The 15,953-nt window shown below is 68.1% G+C and carries 17 protein-coding genes and 2 rRNA genes (1 of these 19 cut by a window edge); 8 read left to right on the top strand and 11 right to left on the bottom strand.

Features of this window, described 5'->3' with window-relative positions:
* Positions 1 to 118 precede the first annotated feature (118 nt).
* Positions 119 to 1,612, bottom strand: a complete 1,494-nt coding sequence (locus DL519_RS35655) for a PAS domain-containing sensor histidine kinase (protein ID WP_190821370.1) — start codon at positions 1,610 to 1,612, stop codon at positions 119 to 121.
* A 30-nt stretch (positions 1,613 to 1,642) separates the two neighbouring features.
* Positions 1,643 to 1,858 (bottom strand): biotin/lipoyl-binding carrier protein, encoded by a 216-nt coding sequence (locus tag DL519_RS35650; RefSeq protein WP_190821368.1) that lies wholly within the window; start codon positions 1,856 to 1,858, stop codon positions 1,643 to 1,645.
* A 182-nt stretch (positions 1,859 to 2,040) separates the two neighbouring features.
* On the opposite strand from DL519_RS35650, the gene DL519_RS50515 reads away from it, so the two are divergent.
* Positions 2,041 to 2,118 (top strand): 50S ribosomal protein bL37, encoded by a 78-nt coding sequence (locus DL519_RS50515; protein ID WP_371812874.1) that lies wholly within the window; start codon positions 2,041 to 2,043, stop codon positions 2,116 to 2,118.
* A gap of 73 nt (positions 2,119 to 2,191) precedes the next feature.
* Here DL519_RS50515 and rsrA read toward each other — a convergent pair whose 3' ends face one another.
* Together rsrA and DL519_RS35640 are read right to left on the bottom strand one after the other, a co-directional pair.
* Complete coding sequence (gene rsrA, locus DL519_RS35645) at positions 2,192 to 2,524, bottom strand: mycothiol system anti-sigma-R factor (RefSeq protein ID WP_168585233.1); 333 nt, start codon at positions 2,522 to 2,524, stop codon at positions 2,192 to 2,194.
* On the bottom strand, positions 2,521 to 3,225 hold the full coding sequence (locus DL519_RS35640; RefSeq protein ID WP_223839946.1) for a sigma-70 family RNA polymerase sigma factor: 705 nt from the start codon (positions 3,223 to 3,225) through the stop codon (positions 2,521 to 2,523). The genes rsrA and DL519_RS35640 overlap by 4 nt, the downstream gene beginning before the upstream one ends.
* Before the next feature lie 227 nt (positions 3,226 to 3,452).
* Between DL519_RS35640 and ybaK the strand changes: the two genes are divergently transcribed.
* A complete protein-coding gene (ybaK, locus tag DL519_RS35635; RefSeq protein ID WP_190821366.1) occupies positions 3,453 to 3,929 on the top strand; it encodes a Cys-tRNA(Pro) deacylase in 477 nt (158 codons plus the stop codon).
* Between the two features lie 178 nt (positions 3,930 to 4,107).
* Positions 4,108 to 4,944 (top strand): transposase family protein, encoded by an 837-nt coding sequence (locus tag DL519_RS35630; protein ID WP_190812966.1) that lies wholly within the window; start codon positions 4,108 to 4,110, stop codon positions 4,942 to 4,944.
* A 78-nt stretch (positions 4,945 to 5,022) separates the two neighbouring features.
* Here DL519_RS35630 and DL519_RS35625 read toward each other — a convergent pair whose 3' ends face one another.
* The 3 genes from DL519_RS35625 to DL519_RS35615 are packed head-to-tail and all read right to left on the bottom strand — an operon-like array spanning position 5,023 to position 7,150.
* Complete coding sequence (locus tag DL519_RS35625; RefSeq protein ID WP_190821364.1) at positions 5,023 to 5,634, bottom strand: alpha/beta hydrolase family protein; 612 nt, start codon at positions 5,632 to 5,634, stop codon at positions 5,023 to 5,025.
* Positions 5,631 to 6,347 carry an SOS response-associated peptidase gene (locus DL519_RS35620; protein WP_190821362.1) on the bottom strand — a complete coding sequence of 239 codons (717 nt, stop codon included), beginning with the start codon at positions 6,345 to 6,347 and terminating at the stop codon, positions 5,631 to 5,633. The genes DL519_RS35625 and DL519_RS35620 overlap by 4 nt, the downstream gene beginning before the upstream one ends.
* 38 nt (positions 6,348 to 6,385) lie before the next feature.
* Positions 6,386 to 7,150: an SOS response-associated peptidase gene (locus tag DL519_RS35615; protein WP_190821360.1), complete on the bottom strand. Its 765-nt coding sequence runs from the start codon at positions 7,148 to 7,150 to the stop codon at positions 6,386 to 6,388.
* Between the two features lie 207 nt (positions 7,151 to 7,357).
* Between DL519_RS35615 and aroA the strand changes: the two genes are divergently transcribed.
* From aroA to DL519_RS35595, 4 genes are all read left to right on the top strand, one after another.
* Positions 7,358 to 8,626 (top strand): 3-phosphoshikimate 1-carboxyvinyltransferase, encoded by a 1,269-nt coding sequence (gene aroA, locus DL519_RS35610; protein ID WP_190821358.1) that lies wholly within the window; start codon positions 7,358 to 7,360, stop codon positions 8,624 to 8,626.
* A gap of 19 nt (positions 8,627 to 8,645) precedes the next feature.
* Complete coding sequence (gene rsgA, locus DL519_RS35605; RefSeq protein ID WP_190821356.1) at positions 8,646 to 9,653, top strand: ribosome small subunit-dependent GTPase A; 1,008 nt, start codon at positions 8,646 to 8,648, stop codon at positions 9,651 to 9,653.
* 157 nt (positions 9,654 to 9,810) lie between these two features.
* A complete protein-coding gene (locus tag DL519_RS35600; protein WP_190821354.1) occupies positions 9,811 to 10,671 on the top strand; it encodes a hypothetical protein in 861 nt (286 codons plus the stop codon).
* Positions 10,672 to 10,756: 85 nt separating this feature from the next.
* A complete protein-coding gene (locus DL519_RS35595) occupies positions 10,757 to 11,551 on the top strand; it encodes a hypothetical protein (protein ID WP_190821353.1) in 795 nt (264 codons plus the stop codon).
* Between the two features lie 91 nt (positions 11,552 to 11,642).
* Here the strand turns inward: DL519_RS35595 and DL519_RS35590 are convergent, their stop codons facing one another.
* Both DL519_RS35590 and DL519_RS35585 read right to left on the bottom strand, forming a co-directional pair.
* The gene (locus tag DL519_RS35590; RefSeq protein ID WP_190821351.1) at positions 11,643 to 12,146 is read right to left on the bottom strand and encodes a DUF6912 family protein; all 504 of its coding nucleotides are present in this window, start codon (positions 12,144 to 12,146) and stop codon (positions 11,643 to 11,645) included.
* Positions 12,143 to 13,576: a WS/DGAT/MGAT family O-acyltransferase gene (locus DL519_RS35585; RefSeq protein ID WP_190821349.1), complete on the bottom strand. Its 1,434-nt coding sequence runs from the start codon at positions 13,574 to 13,576 to the stop codon at positions 12,143 to 12,145. The genes DL519_RS35590 and DL519_RS35585 overlap by 4 nt, the downstream gene beginning before the upstream one ends.
* A gap of 83 nt (positions 13,577 to 13,659) precedes the next feature.
* On the opposite strand from DL519_RS35585, the gene DL519_RS35580 reads away from it, so the two are divergent.
* Positions 13,660 to 14,424: a TrmH family RNA methyltransferase gene (locus DL519_RS35580; RefSeq protein WP_190824415.1), complete on the top strand. Its 765-nt coding sequence runs from the start codon at positions 13,660 to 13,662 to the stop codon at positions 14,422 to 14,424.
* 123 nt (positions 14,425 to 14,547) lie between these two features.
* Here DL519_RS35580 and rrf read toward each other — a convergent pair.
* Both rrf and DL519_RS35570 read right to left on the bottom strand, forming a co-directional pair.
* Positions 14,548 to 14,664: ribosomal RNA gene (gene rrf / locus DL519_RS35575) — 5S ribosomal RNA — on the bottom strand.
* Between the two features lie 122 nt (positions 14,665 to 14,786).
* Positions 14,787 to 15,953, bottom strand: a 23S ribosomal RNA gene (locus DL519_RS35570) (it continues 1,905 nt past the right edge of the window).

The raw sequence follows: 15,953 nt of genomic DNA, 5'->3' as shown, positions 1-15,953 counted from the left end.
CTCCGTTCGATGAGCTGAGTTCCGCCAGGAACCCGACCCGATCGGCTACGACACGCCACGCGACCGGCATGTCACCGGAGATCGACGCACCAGCGCGGCACTCCCACCCACGGGACGGTCAGCGCCGGTACTTCAGAGGCACCCGCAACACCGCCTCGGTACCGGGTTGCCGGCCGCGACCGCGCAAGCTCAACGACCCTCGGAGCTCGGATTCCACGAGGGTCCGCACGATCTGCAGGCCGAGACGTTCGGCGCGTTCGAGGGAGAAACCCTTCGGAAGGCCGCGACCGTCATCGAAGATGACGACGTCCAGCCAACGCGCCGAACGCTCCGCCTGCACAACGACTTCACCGCCCTGGCCTTCCGGGAATGCGTGCTCGAAAGCGTTCTGCACCAATTCGGTGAGCACCATCACTAACGGCGTGGCCAGCTCCGCCGACACCACCCCGAAGCGACCCTCACGGCGCACCTTGACCCCGGTCTCCGCCGCGGCGACATCGCTCATCATCGGGATCACGCGGTCGACCACGTCGTCGAGATCCACCCGCTCGTCCACGGACATCGACAGCGTCTCGTGGACCAGCGCGATCGACGTGACCCGCCGGACCGACTCGTCCAAAGCAAGCCGAGCCTCATTGTTCCCGGTCCGCCGTCCCTGCAGTCGCAGCAGAGCCGCCACCGTCTGCAGGTTGTTCTTGACGCGGTGGTGGATCTCACGGATCGTCGCGTCCTTGGACATCAGCGCACGGTCCCGGCGCTTGACCTCGGTCACGTCGCGCACCAGCACCAAAGCGCCGGCCTGCTGCCCGCGGGGCCGCAGCGGCAGCGCCCGGAACAGCACCGTCGCGCCCCGCGCCTCGGCCTCGATGCGCATGCTGGGCTGTCCGCTCATCGCCCGGCGGACGCGCTGCGCGACCTCGTCCGCGTCGAACGGATCGTTGAGCAGCGACCGGGTCAGCGGGGCGAGCTGCGCCCCCACCAGATCCGCGGCGTGGCCCATCCGGTGGTACGCGGAAAGCGCGTTGGGGCTGGCGAACACCACCGTGCCGGAGCTGTCCAGGCGGATGAGGCCGTCGCCGACCCGCGGGCTGGTGTGCACATCGGGCGCCGGCTCCGGGGTCGGGAAGGTCCCGTCCGCGACCATCTGGCACAGGTCGGCCGCGCTGCCCAGGTAGGAGATCTCCAGCGGCGACGGCACTCGCGGCACGGCCAGGTTGGTGTCCCGGCTGAGCACCGCCACGATCTCGTCACCCAGCTTCACCGGGATCGTCTCCCGGCGCACCGGCACGCCCAGGTGCCAGCGCGGATCCTCCTCGCGGCAGATCCGGCCCTCCAGGGCGGCGCGCCGCAGCTGCGGGTGCTCTTCCTGGGTGACCTCGGTGCCGACGACGTCTTCCGGGTGGGCCGTGGGCGCCGTGGTCGGCCGCGCCTGCGCAACGCACAGGAACCGGCTTTCCGGCGCGTCCTGCGGGCCGATCGGGACCCAGAGCAGGAAGTCCGCGAAGGACAGGTCGGACAGCAGCTGCCATTCGGCGACCACGAGCTGCAGGTGGTCGGCGGCGGTGCCGGACAGTCCGGTGTGCTCGGCGAGCAGATCACTCAGCGTGGACAAGATCCGCCTCTCTTCGTCGGCGCGGCCGCGTCACTCCACGACCGCGATGAGATCGCCTTCCTGGACCACGTCGCCGGGCTTGACCGCCATCGTGCTGACCGTGCCCGCGACCTCGCTGAGCACCGGGATCTCCATCTTCATGGACTCCAGCAGCACCAGCGAGTCGCCCTCGCCGACCGAGTCGCCCTCGCTGACCGACACCGCCATCACGTTGGCGACCATCTCGGCGCGGATCTCCTCGGCCATCGCGTTCCTCCTCGTCGTGGACCCGGTGGGCCCCTGATTAGGAAACCACGACCGGAACCACCCGCCAGCGGCAGGTGGTGGCCATGTCAAACTGGATGCTCGAAACCCCAGCGGAGACCGGGTGGTCGCGAACGCCCATCCCTGGTCGGACTGGTCGGACAGGCGAACTTTAGGGAGAGGCCATGGGTAAGCGGGCCCGCAAGAAGAAGGACCGGCGCAAGAACAAGGCCAACCACGGCAAGCGCCCCAACGGCTCGTGAATTCGGCGGCGCCAGCCGCAAGACGACGAATGGCCCCGGACCGGGCGGTCCGGGGCCATTCGTCGTCTTGCGGTCATTCCGCCGATGTTCGCTTGGCCCGCACCTCCACCGAGGTGCCTTCCGGGCCGCGCTCGACGGTCACCTCCGCCTTCCGCAGCACTGCCTCCCGAATGGAGGCCCGAAGCCGGTCCTTCAGCTCCGTGGGGGCGTGCTCACCGCCGCACTTGCGATGTAGCAACGCCTTGATGTGCTCTTCGATGCCGAAGTGTTCGAGGCAGCTACCGCAGCCGTCGAGATGCTGTTGCACCGCCGCGCGCCGTTGCTGGTCGCACTCGTTGTCCAGGAACAGCCACACTTCAGCGAGCACGTCCTCGCAGGAGGCTCCGTCGGGCCCGCCGCAATTCATTTAGTGCTCACCTCCCGCTTGGTCTCCCGCAAGAAGCCGCGATCACGGGCGACGTCGGTGAGCATCTCACGCAGTTGCCGGCGACCACGGTGCAGCCTCGACATCACCGTGCCGATCGGTGTGCCCATGATCTCGGCGATCTCCTTGTACGCGAAGCCTTCCACGTCCGCGAGGTAGACGACCATGCGGAACTCTTCGGCCAACTGTTGGAGGGCGGCCTTCACGTCGGTGTCCGGCAGCCGGTCCAGCGCTTCGACCTCGGCCGAGCGCAGGCCGCTGGAGGTGTGGTTCTCGGCCTGGGCGAGCTGCCAGTCCGCGATTTCGTCGGTCGGCTGCTGCTGCGGCTGCCGCTGCCGCTTGCGGTAACCGTTGATGTAGGTGTTCGTGAGAATCCGGTACAGCCAGGCCTTGAGGTTCGTGCCCTGCGCGAACGACTTGAAGGCGGAGAAGGCCCTGAGGTACGTCTCCTGGACCAGGTCCTCGGCGTCCTGCGCGTTGCGGGTCATCCGAAGTGCCGCGCCGTAGAGCTGGTCCAGCAGCGGCATCGCGTCCCGTTCGAAGCGGGCCGCGCGCTGCTCGTCGGTCTCCTCGCTGCGGTCGACCTCGGAGGAGTCAACCGTCGGCTCGACGTCGGCAGTGCCCAGCCGCCCGTCATCGCCGGGCCGCCCGGTTACGTCCGGGTGCTCTGGGGTGCTTGGCACCTGGCTCCTTTCCCGCCGCCTGGACGAGGTGACTGCAGGCGACGAATCCATGCGATCGTTCGCATGGTCCGTGTTCCAGGATACCCGCGCTCGCCTGCTGTTATCTGGTGGTGACAGCAGTGCACACTCGGGGCGATCCAGCACGCAGGTGTTCGTCGAATCCATCGTCACGAACCGTGCAACGCGGTCTGCGTCAAGGGTTATTCCAGCCTTCTAGAGTGACGCGCATGGCAGGCAAGGGCACTCCGGCGACAGCGCTGTTGAGCAAGCGACGCATCTCTCACCGGGTGCACGCGTACGAGCACGATCCACGCGCCGAGTCGTTCGGGCTGGAGGCGGCCGAGGCCCTCGGCCAGCCGCCGGAGCGGATCTTCAAGACGCTGGTGGCGGAGGTCGACGGCAAGCTCACCGTCGGTGTGGTCCCGGTCACCGGGCAGCTCGACCTGAAGGCGCTCGCCGCTGCCGTCGGCGGGAAGAAGGCGAAGATGGCCGAGGTCGCCGACGCCGAACGCGCCACCGGCTACGTCGCGGGCGGGATCTCACCGCTCGGCCAGAAGAAGCGGCTGCCGGTGGTGATCGACGGGTCGGCGACGGGGTTCGAAACGATCTACTGCAGCGCCGGGCGGCGAGGCTTGGAGATCGAGCTGGCGGCCGACGACCTGGTCCGGCTGCTCGACGCCCGCATCGCCGACATCGCCAGCTGACCCCGCGATACCGCGTTTTCCGCAATTTCAATGAGGTGATCTCGGTAAGAAGTGGCTGAAGGCGGCCTGCCGGAATGGGTGTGTGATCGGGTAGGGCTGGCCTGGGGAGAGTGGGACGTGGGGTCCCTGGTAGAAGAAGTTCGACCAAGAAACGATCTTCGACCAGGGAAGGCCCCACGTGGTCACGTATTCTGCCAAACTCGATGTTCCCCGTGAACTGGTGCTCTTCCTCAGCAAGCTGCTGGCCGGTGAACGCCGCCGGAAAGGGACCCGCAAGGGGCGCCGGGCGTTGACCACGTTCTGGCAGGCTGTGCTGGTCCTGCGGTGGTTCCGCGACCGCACCGACACCACCAAACTGGCCCGCGATCACGGTGTCGCCCGCGCGACCGGCTACCGGTATGTCGACGAGGGCATCGAGGCGCTGGCCGCGCAGGCCCCGGATCTGCACGACGCCCTGCAACGGGCCAAAGACAACGGCGACGCCTATCTGATCCTGGACGGCAAAAACTTCTCCTCCGACCGTCTCGGCGAAAAGACCACCAGCACCAAAGGCACCGAGATCGACCTGTGGTACTCCGGGAAAACCCGCGAACAAGCCGGCAACATCCAAGCACTGACGGACCCGGACGGGTTCCCGCTGTGGGTCTCCGACGTCGAGCCCGGGTCCGTCCACGACATCACCGCCGCTGAAAACCACGTCCTCGGCGCCCTGTACTGGGCTTACTCCCAGCTCGACCTGCCCACCCTGGCCGACGGCGGCTACCAGGGTGCCGGAGCCGGGGTCCTCACCCCGATCAAACACCCCAAAACCAGCAAAGGCCGCCCACTCGACGTCGACAACCAGACCTACAACAAACTGCTGCGCGGCCTGCGCGCCCTCGGCGAACGTGGATTCGCCCTGCTCACCGGCCGTTGGCGCGCCCTACGACACTTCACCACCAGCCCCCGCAAAATCGGCCCCATCGTCAAAGCCGCACTCGTACTCACCCAATTCGAACACGGCCGACTCGCATAACCCCCTACTGAGATCACCTCAATGGAAATCGGCCATTCGATTTCCATTGAAATTGCGGCCGAAGCCGGAGCCGAGCACTCAGTCGAGGAGGCGGAGGACTCGTCCGAGCCACTCCTGGGCCGCGCGGAAGACCGCGTCCACATCGGCCTTCAGCGAGTGGTCGCCGGGAACCAGCACCACTTCGCGGTTGTGCGACGGTTCCGGCTGGCCGAAGGCGTCCCGCTCACCCTGCACCACCAGCACCGGAGCTTCCACCCCGTCGAGCTCACCGAGCCTCGACTTCTCCGGCTTGCCCGGCGGATGCACCGGGAACGCCAGGCACAGCACCGCCGATGCCGCGCCCGCCTCCGCGGTTCGGCAAGCCACCCGCGCCCCGGACGACCTGCCGCCGAAGATCAGCGGCAGATCCGCGAACCAGCGCTCGCCGAGGTCTTCCACCACCGCGAGCCACGCCGTGTCGAGCTGCTTGGCCGGGGCGGGCGCCCGGCGGCCCGCGACCCGGTAGGGCTGCTCGATCAGCGCCACGTGCACCCCGGCTTCGGTCGCGGCCCGGGTCACCGCCACCAGGTCGGGGGCGGCGATGCCACCGCCCGCGCCATGCCCGAGCAGCAGCGCGGCGCGGCCCTCTTCGGCGCAGTGCACTTCGGCCCGGGCCGGGCCGTGCGGCGTCTCGACCTCGACCCTGGTCATGACTCGAACAGCGCGGCTTGTTCGGCGGGTTCGGGCAGCGGCTCGACCCGTTCCAGCAGGTCCGGATGGTTGTTGCGCATGCTGTTCACCTCGGTGGAGACGGGGTGGATCGCCAGTTCGTCGAGCACCTCCCGCTCGGGTTCCAGCAGATCCGCGATCTCGGTGCAGTGCGGGTCGAGCCAGTCGGCCCAGCGGTGCTCGGGCAGCACCAGCGGCATGCGGTGGTGGATGTCGGCCAGCTCGCCAACGGCATCGGTGGTGACGACCGCACAGGTCACCAACGGCTGATCGGTGGAGTCCGGCGCCCACCAGGCGGAGAACACCGCGGCCATCGCCAGGCTGGCGCCGCTCTCGCGGGTGCACAGGTACGGCTGCCGACGCCGGTCACCGGGACGCCACTCGTACCAGCCGGTGGCGGGCATCAGGCAGCGGCGGCGTCGCGCCGAGTCCGCGAAGGCCGGCTTGGTGGTGATCGACTCGGCCCGGGCGTTGATCATGGGTGGGCCGCCCCCGATCTCCTTCGCCCAGGTCGGCACCAGGCCCCAGCGCACCGGCCGGATGCTGCGTTCGGCGCCGCGCTGCACGACGATCGGCACCGTCTTGGTCGGTGTCACGTTGAAATCCGCGCCCACCGCACCGGCCGCGCGATCCGCCGCCGCGAACTCCTCGGCCAGCTCCGCCGGGTCGTGCCCGACGGCGTACCGACCACACATCAGAACTCACCCCGCGTTCGCCCGGCGCCCGAGCCAGCTCACTTCACGTCCGGATCCAAACCTACCGCCTGCGGTTGCTCTCCGAGCGACACGCGCTCCAGGAGCTTCGCGCCGTTGTTGCGTACGCTGTTGACCGCTGTCGACACCGGTCGGATCTCCAGTCCGTCGACCAGTTCCCGCGGCGGCGGGCCGAGCAGATCGGTGACGTCCGGGAGGTCCGGGTCGAGCCACTGCTCCCACGCCGTCACCGGCAGCAGCAGGGGCATCCGGTCGTGCAAGTCGGTCAGCTGCCCGATCGCGCTGGTGGTGAGCACCGAGCAGGTCACCAGCGGCGGCGCGTCCTCGGCCTGAGGGTCGCGCCAGGACGCGTAGATCCCGGCCATCGCCAGGCTGGAACCGTCCGGGGAGGTCATGAAGAACGGTTGCTTCCGGCCGCCCTCGCGCTTCCACTCGTACCAGCCGTCGGCGGGCAGCAGGCACCGGTAGCGCTTGATCGAGCTGCGGAAAGCGGGTTTGGTGGTCACCGTCTCCGACTTGGCGTTGATCATCCGGCTGCCGATGGACTTCTCCTTCGCCCACATCGGCACCAAACCCCACCGCATCACCCGGACGGTGCGTTCGGTCCGTTCGAGGTCCCGATCACCGGCATCGTCGCGGGGGTGCCGCTGCACGACGCTGAACACGTTCTTGGTCGGCGCGACGTTGAAGTCCGCGCCCGGGGCTGCCCCGCCGGTGGCGTCCAACGCCGCGAACTCGGCCGCGAGCTTGCCCGGATCCTTCGTGGAGGCGTACCTGCCGCACATACCTGGTCGAACCTCCGTCACCTCGTAGCGGAACGCTCGACCTCATCCTTGCAGCCCGGATCGCCGCAGGCGAGCGACATCGCTACCCGAACCGCGACGCCCACCACTGGCGCAACTCGCGCCGCCACGCGAACCGACCTGCGCAGATGCACCACAGGGTGGCCCCCGCCGCTGAAAACGGGGAGCCGGGTGGGGGATCATTGCCCTATGACCCAGCTCTGGCCTGCTCCGGTCGCCCGCGGCGCGGTGCACGCGACCGTCCCGGTGCCCGGTTCGAAGTCCATCACCAACCGCGCGCTGGTGCTCGCCGCGCTCGCCGAGGGCCCGTCGACCCTGCGCGCCCCGCTACGCAGCAGGGACACCGAGCTGATGGCCGGGGCGCTGCGTTCCCTCGGCGTCGAGGTGCACGACGGACCGGACGGCTCGTGGCAGGTCACCCCGGCCGAGCCGCACGGACCTGCGGAAGTCGACTGCGGCCTGGCCGGCACGGTCATGCGGTTCGTGCCGCCGGTCGCTGCCCTGGCAGTCGGACGGATCACCTTCGACGGTGATCCGCAGGCCCGCCAGCGCCCGCTGGGCACGGTGCTCGACGCGCTGCGCGAGCTGGGGGCCGAGATCGACGGCACCGCCCTGCCGTTCGACGTGCACGGCACCGGGAAGCTCGCCGGTGGCACGGTCACCATCGATGCGTCCGCGTCGTCGCAGTTCGTCTCCGGGCTGCTGCTGTCCGCGCCGCGGTTCGAGCAGGGCGTCACGGTGCTGCACCAAGGCAAGCCGGTGCCGTCGCTGCCGCACATCGAGATGACGGTGTCGATGCTGCGCGCCGCCGGTGTCGACGTCGACGACCAGGAACCGAACACCTGGCGGGTGGCACCGGGCAAGATCCACGCGCTGGACGTCGACATCGAACCCGACCTGTCCAACGCCACCCCGTTCCTCGCCGCCGCAGCGGTGACGGGCGGGACCGTGACCGTGCCCGGTTGGCCGGCGCAGACCACGCAGGCCGGCGACGCCATCCGCGAAATCCTCCGCCAGATGGGCGCGCACGTGCAGCGGACCGAGGACGGTCTGACCGTCACCGGCCCCGACGAACTCACCCCGGTCGACATCGACCTGCACGACGTCGGCGAGCTCACCCCGACGGTCGCGGCGCTGGCGGCGCTAGCCCCCGGCCGCTCCCAACTGCGCGGCATCGCGCACCTGCGCGGCCACGAGACCGACCGGCTCGCCGCGCTGCAGAACGAGCTCAACAAGCTGGGCGGCGCGGTCGAGCAGACCGAGGACGGGCTGCTGATCGAGCCCCGGCCGCTGACCGGCGGGAACTGGCACTCCTACGCCGACCACCGGATGGCCACGGCTGGCGCGATCCTCGGGCTGAGGGTGCCCAGCGTGGCCGTCGAGGACATCGCGACGACCGCCAAGACGATCCCCGACTTCCCGGGGATGTGGGCGACGATGCTCGGGGAAACGGCGTGAGCGCGGGGGCGGCGATCTGATGCGCAAGCGCGGTTGGCGGGAGCTGGACGAGTCCGATGTGCGGGTGCGTCCCGGACGCGGCAGCCGTCCGCGCAGCAAGCAACGCCCCAAGCATGCCGACGCCGCGGCCGCGATGGTCGTCGCGGTCGACCGCGGGCGGTGGACCTGCGCGTTGGAAGGCAACCCCGACCAGCTGGTCACCGCCATGCGGGCCCGCGAACTCGGCCGCACGCCGGTGGTGGTCGGGGACCGGGTCGACCTGGTCGGCGACATCTCCGGCAAGCCCGACACGCTGGCCCGCATCGTGCGGGTCGCCGACCGCACCAGCGTGCTGCGCCGCACCGCCGACGACACCGACCCCTACGAACGGGTCGTGGTCGCCAACGCCGAACAGCTGGTCATCGTGACCGCGCTGGCCGACCCGCCGCCGCGCCCCGGCTTCATCGACCGCTGCCTGGTCGCCGCCTACGCGGGCGGGCTGACCCCGGTGCTGTGCCTGACCAAGGCCGACCTCGCCGACCCCGGCGAGTGGATCGACACGTACTCCTCGCTGGACATGCCGATCACGATCACCCGGCTGGACGCCGAACCCGAGGAGCTGCGCGCCCTGCTCACCGACCGGGTCTCTGCGCTGGTCGGCCACTCCGGGGTCGGCAAGTCCACATTGGTCAACCGGCTGGTGCCGGCCGCGGACCGGGCGACCGGCGAGGTCAGCGGGGTCGGCAAGGGCCGGCACACCTCCACCTCGGCGGTCGCGCTGCCGCTACCCGAGCGGGGCGGCTGGGTGGTGGACACCCCGGGCATCCGCTCGTTCGGCTTGGCGCACGTCACCGCGGACGACGTGATCGCCGCGTTTGAGGGCTTCGCCGAAGCGGCCGAGGAATGTCCGCCGAACTGCGGTCACCTCGGCGGTTCCGACGATCCGGAGTGCCACCTGGACACCTACGCGTCCGACGGCGGGAACGTAGAACAGCTCGCCTCACTGCGCCGCCTGCTGCGCTCCCGTGCCGGACTCGACGAAGCCTGATCCCCCGAACGGGTCGCGATCGTCCCCTGTGGTCTCACGACATCGTTGCTAGCGTGGGACTCGGTCTGCGCGGGTCGTTCTCACGCTCGCACGGCCAATATGGCGTGCGGACAACCGCACGAGCACAGTGCCGCCACCGGCCCGAGGAGCTCGCCCGATGCCACGAGCCAGCAGGACCGCGGTGTTGTCCGCTGGTCTCGCCCTGATCGCCGCACTCAGCGCCTGCGGCACCGAACCACTCCCGCAGGCCAGGGCGCTGATGGCCACCCAACCCGACGCTCGCCCAGCCGCGGGCGCCATGTTGTCGCAGGTGATCGGCAAGATCAACGAACGCGGCAGCGTGCGCAGCAGCGTTCGCGGAAGCCTCGGCATGGTGGGCGAACTGGCCGCGGAAGGCACCGTCCACTACCGGGGGCCGCTGGCCGATCTCGCGTTCAGCGGCCAGACCCGCGCCCCCGGGAACAAACCGCAGCACATCGAGCTGTCCATCGTGGACGGTGTCGGGTACCTGCAGACCCCATTGACGCGGCCCGCACCCGACAAGCCGTGGCTCAAGATCACCCCCGGCGGCGCAGATTTCGGCGCAAAACTCCTAAGTCCCGCACTGCACCAGTTGCACGAAGCCGTCGACCCGCGCGCCACCTTCAGTGGCGTCGAAACCGCCACCCGCATCCAGCAGAGCGCGCCCGACACCGTCGACGGCAAGCCGACCACCCGCTACGACCTGCGGGTCATCACATCGCAGGCCGCCGACGTGGCCGCCGACCCGCAACAGCGCGCCCAGTTCCGGCAGGCCGCCGAAGACGGGGAACCGGAACTCGGATACCAGCTGTGGCTGGACGAATCCGGCCTGCCCGCGCGGTTCGTGGCCAGCCAGGAAGTCGCGCAGGCCGGCAAGGTGTCGCTGACTTCGACCTACCGCGACTGGGGCGCGGCCACCGAGATCCCGGTCCCTCCGGCCGGACAAGTCGGCGTCTTCGAGGACCTGCCGCGGCAGGCCCAACAACCGCCGCGCTGACCGGGCTTCTGGCAAAGCGCGCTAAAAGGGCAACGCGGAATGTTACGTTCTGGGCATTGCAATCTTCATCCAGAGACGAATTCCCGTGCGTCGCACCGCAGTCGCCCTGTCCGCAGCCGCATTAGCAATCACCCTGGGCGCCTGCAGCCAGGGCGGGTCCCCGGCCGCCCCGGATAACTCCGGACAGCAGCAGACCGAGAACTCCGGCTCCTCCTTCAAGGACATCTCGTCGCTGGTCAGCTCCGCGAAGTCCAGCATGAGCGAGAAGGAGGCCGTGACGGTGTCCTTCGAGGGCACCGGCGCCATCCAGAGCCTCGGCTCCACGAAATGCCAGCTGGACATCGCGCAGACCGAGATGGCCTGCACCGGACCGACCGAGATGGTGTTCACCCGCGACGGCCTGTACGTCAAGAGCCCGCAGCTGGCGCAGCTCTCCGGCGACCCGAGCAAGCCGTGGCTGAAGATGTCCGCCAACGACTCGATGGCGCAGCAGCTCGGACAGCTGGGCAAGATCAACGACTTCGGGACCATGCTGCCGCCCGGCTCCAACATCACCTCCAGCGCGAAGGAGCAGGTCGACGGCCAGGACGCGACCCGCTACGAGATCGTGACCGACCTCAAGGCGGCCGTCGCCGGCGCCAAGGCCGAGGAAAAGGCGGCGTACGAGGCTCTGGTCGGAGCCGGGGTCTCCGAGATCAAGCAGACCGTGTGGCTGGACGCCGAGGGCCTGCCGATCAAGGCCAACTCGACTACGCCCGCCCTCAACGTGGCCGGCCAGCAGATCCCCGAGTCGACCATGACGGTGCGCTACAGCGACTGGGGCAAGCCGGTCCAGATCAACGTCCCGCCAGCGGACCAGGTCCAGGAAAAGCAGCAGTGACACCGCGGTGCGGCCCGAGGCACCCCGCCCCGGGCCGCGCCATCCGGTCCACGTCGCAGCGCGACGCTTCGCCGATTTCGCGTGGAATCGGCTACATCAGTTCCAGTAGGAAAGGCGCTTCCTGAGGCGCGTACCAGGCCAGCTCGTGGTCCTCGGCCTCGCCGAGGGTGAAGTCCGCATCCGGGTCGCCGAGATCAGCCGCATCGATGACCTCAGCCGCGGCGCGCACCGCCTCCTCGGCTTCCGTGGCGTCCACGTGCACCGCCGCGAGCTGCCGCCACTGCACCGGCCCGGACACCTTCACGACAGCGTGGTCCAGGTCCGGTCGCAGATTCACGTCTTCGACATCGGCGGAGATCACCACCCGCCGGAGCTCCACCTTCTCGCCCGCGCCCAGGTCACCGGCGATCAACCGCAGCGACGCCCGGGCGGCCTCCCGCATCGCCGCGTACTCCAACTCCTCCGTGTCGCCGCTGGCGTAGGACTCGCGCAGCGCCGGTGTCAACGCGAACGCTGTCCCGCCCAACGGCTGCAACTGCTTCTCCTCCACCAACCGCCGCAACATCGGCACCGTGGCGGGCAGGTAAACCCTCATGCGTCGACCGTCCCGATCATCTCGTCCACTGCTTCTCCGATCATCGCCGCGAGCACGTCCACATCGGGCATCGCATCCCGATCCGCGTTCAACCCGAAGTACACGCCGCCGTCGTAGGAAGTAACGCCAACCGACAGCGACTGGTTCTTGGCCAACGGCACCACCGGGAACATTTCCATCATCCTCGCCCCCGCCGCGTACAACGGCACCTGCGGTCCCGGAACGTTCGTCACCAGCACGTTGAACAGCCGGTCGGAGAACTGGTTCGCGACCCGCGCCCCCAACGCGTGCAGGGTCGGCGGCGCGAACCCGGACACCTTCACCAGCGCACTGGCCGCCACCGACTGGCCGGACTCCGCGTGCGCCCTCATCGCATGACTGACCTGGTGCAGCCGGACGATGGTGTTGCCCTCACCGACCGGCAGGTCCACGAGATAAGCCGACACCTTGCTGCCGACGGATCCGACCAGCAGGCTGCCAGTCTCCGGGTACGTCGCCCGCGCCTCATCGTCGGAGCGGACCGACACCGGGACCATCGCGCGCACCGTCGTCGACGGGGTCACCACCTCACCGCGGGACAACAGCCAATTCCGCAAGGCACCGGTCACTACCGCCAGCACCACGTCGTTGACCGTGCTGCCGTGGGCCCGGCGGACTGCACGGAGATCGTCGAGCTTGGCCCTCGCGACGGCGAAACGTCGCTGGGTGGAAGTCGGCGCGTTCAGCGGCCCGCTCGGCGCCGGGACCACTGCCGTCCGCAGTGCCGAGGCGACGCCGCCGAGCGCCCTCGTGACCTTCTGCACCGTCGCGGTCGCGTCGGCCACCGCTGCCCGGACGTTCTCCACCACTTCACCGGGCCGCTGCACCGCATCGGTCATCGCCTCGACCAGCAGCTCGGCCAGGCTCGGCTCCGGACGCGGCATCCACAGCTCGTCGGCGTCCGGGACCTTCCGGTCGCGTTCCACGTCCAGGATCACCTGGCCGATGTCGATGGCGCCGATACCGTCGACCATCGCCTGGTGGGTCTTGGTGATCACCGCCACCCGGTTCTTGGACAGCCCCTCCACCAGGTAGATCTCCCACAGCGGGCGGGTGTGGTCGAGCTTCCGGGACATCAGCCGGGCCGCCAGGTCGTGCAGCTGGTCGTCGTTGCCCGGCTTGGGCAGCGCCGAGCGACGCACGTGGTAAGTGATGTCGAAGTCCTGGTCGTCCACCCACACCGGGCGGACGAGCCCACCCGGAACCTGCATCACCCGCTGCCGGTAGCGCGGCACGAGGCCCAGGCGGCGGTCGATCAGCGCCAGCACCTTGTCGTAGTCGAACCCAGTACGCGGGCGCCGGAACACCGCGACGCCGCCGACGTGCATCGGCGTCGTGTAGTCCTCCAGGTAGAGGAAGGAGGCGTCGACTGCGGAGAGACGATCGGACATGACCGCGATCCTGGCACACAACCGGCCCGATCCCGAGGGTTCCAGTCGAGGAGGGCGTGGGAGCGCATGTGACACTTAGAAGCGTGACCAGCGAAGTTTCCCCGAAAGATCGATTCGTCACCGTCTACGGCCGAAAGCCGGTGTTGGAGGCGTTGGCGGACCACGACCTGCGCGTGGACAAGGTGATCCTCGCCGAGGGGCTGCGCGGGCCGATCATCGAGGAGATCAAGGACGCCGCCGCCGACCGTGCGGTGAAGATCCAGCGGGCGAGCGCGCACCGGGTGAAGGTGCTGGCCGGGAACGGTCGGCACGACCAGGGCGTGGTGGCCGACGTGGTGGCGCGGAAGATGCGGCCGCTCTCGGACGCGCTCGCCGAGCCTGCGCGCGCGCCGCAAACCATTCTGCTGCTCGACGGTCTGACGACACCGGCGAATGTCGGGATGATCCTGCGCACCGCGACCGCGGCCGGGATCGACGGAATCGTGGTGCCGCACCGCGGGGTCGCCAGCCTCGATCCGCTGGTTATCAAGGCTTCGGCCGGCGTAGCGTTCCACGCCCCGGTGCTGCGGACCAGGACGGCCGGTGAGGCAGCGGAAATGCTGAGCGAGGCGGGTTATCCGCTGTTCGCACTGGAGGCGTCCGCAGAGGAGAGCATCTTCGACGCCGACTTCGGGTCGCGCGCGGTGTTCGTGCTGGGCAGCGAGACCGCCGGGCTTTCGGAGGACGTGCAGACTCGCATCGCGCAGCCGCTGGCCATTCCGATGGCTGGAGGCGTGGAATCGCTCAACGTCGCCAGCGCCGCGGCGGTGCTGTGCTTCGAACTGCTCCGGCGCAAGCTGACTTCATGAGTCGCGGGTTGTAATGGTCGGTCATCCGCCGACCATTACCACCGGCCTTGACGCGCAATGGGATGCAGAAATGAGAAGGGGCCCCTTCTTCCGGAATGGAAGAAGGGGCCCCTTCAAATAGTGTGTCGGCGGTGTCTTACTCTCCCACACCCTGTCGAGTGCAGTACCATCAGCGCTGGGGAGCTTAGCTACCGGGTTCGGAATGGGACCGGGCGGACCCTCCCCGCCATCGCCACCGACAACCCTCAACCCGCCGAAAACGACAGGAAACCAGGCGTCAGAACACGAATGACACATGTTCTATTATCAAATAGGTTCTGGTTGTTGTCCCAGAACCGTATAGTGGGTGCGTAGCAATCTTTGTGAGCAAGTCCTCGGCCTATCAGCACCAGTCAACTCCACACGTTACCGTGCTTCCATATCTGGCCTGTCAACCCAATCATCTCTTGGGGGCCTTAACCCACAAAGGGTGGGAGACCTCATCTAGGAACAGGCTTCCCGCTTAGATGCTTTCAGCGGTTATCCCTCCCGAACATAGCCAACCAGCCACGCTCTTGGCAGAACGACTGGCACACCAGAGGTTCGTCCGTCCCGGTCCTCTCGTACTAGGGACAGCCTTCCGCAAGTCTCCTGCGCGCGCGGCGGATAGGGACCGAACTGTCTCACGACGTTCTAAACCCAGCTCGCGTGCCGCTTTAATGGGCGAACAGCCCAACCCTTGGGACCAACTCCAGCCCCAGGATGCGACGAGCCGACATCGAGGTGCCAAACCATGCCGTCGATATGGACTCTTGGGCAAGATCAGCCTGTTATCCCCGGGGTACCTTTTATCCGTTGAGCGACACCGCTTCCACCAGCCAGTGCCGGATCACTAGTCCCTGCTTTCGCACCTGCTCGACCCGTCAGTCTCACAGTCAAGCTCCCTTATACACTTACACTCAACACCTGATTGCCAACCAGGCTGAGGGAACCTTTGGGCGCCTCCGTTACTCTTTGGGAGGCAACCGCCCCAGTTAAACTACCCACCAGGCACTGTCCCCGATCCGGATCACGGACCCGAGTTAGATGCCCGGAACGACCAGAGTGGTATTTCACCAACGACTCCACACCCACTAGCGTGAATGCTTCACAGTCTCCCACCTATCCTACACAAGCCGAACCAAACACCAATACCAAGCTATAGTAAAGGTCCCGGGGTCTTTCCGTCCTGCCGCGCGAAACGAGCATCTTTACTCGTACTGCAATTTCACCGGGCCTGTGGTCGAGACAGCGGAGAAGTCGTTACGCCATTCGTGCAGGTCGGAACTTACCCGACAAGGAATTTCGCTACCTTAGGATGGTTATAGTTACCACCGCCGTTTACTGGCGCTTAAATTCTCCGCTACACCCTTACGGGTTCACGGGTCCTCTTAACGTTCCAGCACCGGGCAGGCGTCAGTCCATATACATCGCCTTACGGCTTCGCATGGACCTGTGTTTTTAGTAAACAGTCGCTTCTCCCTGGCCTCTGCGACCACCACCAGCTCCCA

Source organism: Saccharopolyspora pogona, assembly GCF_014697215.1.
Taxonomy (GTDB): domain Bacteria; phylum Actinomycetota; class Actinomycetes; order Mycobacteriales; family Pseudonocardiaceae; genus Saccharopolyspora; species Saccharopolyspora hattusasensis.
Note: the sequence above shows the minus strand (reverse complement) of the source record. Positions and strands in the feature narration are given on the sequence as shown.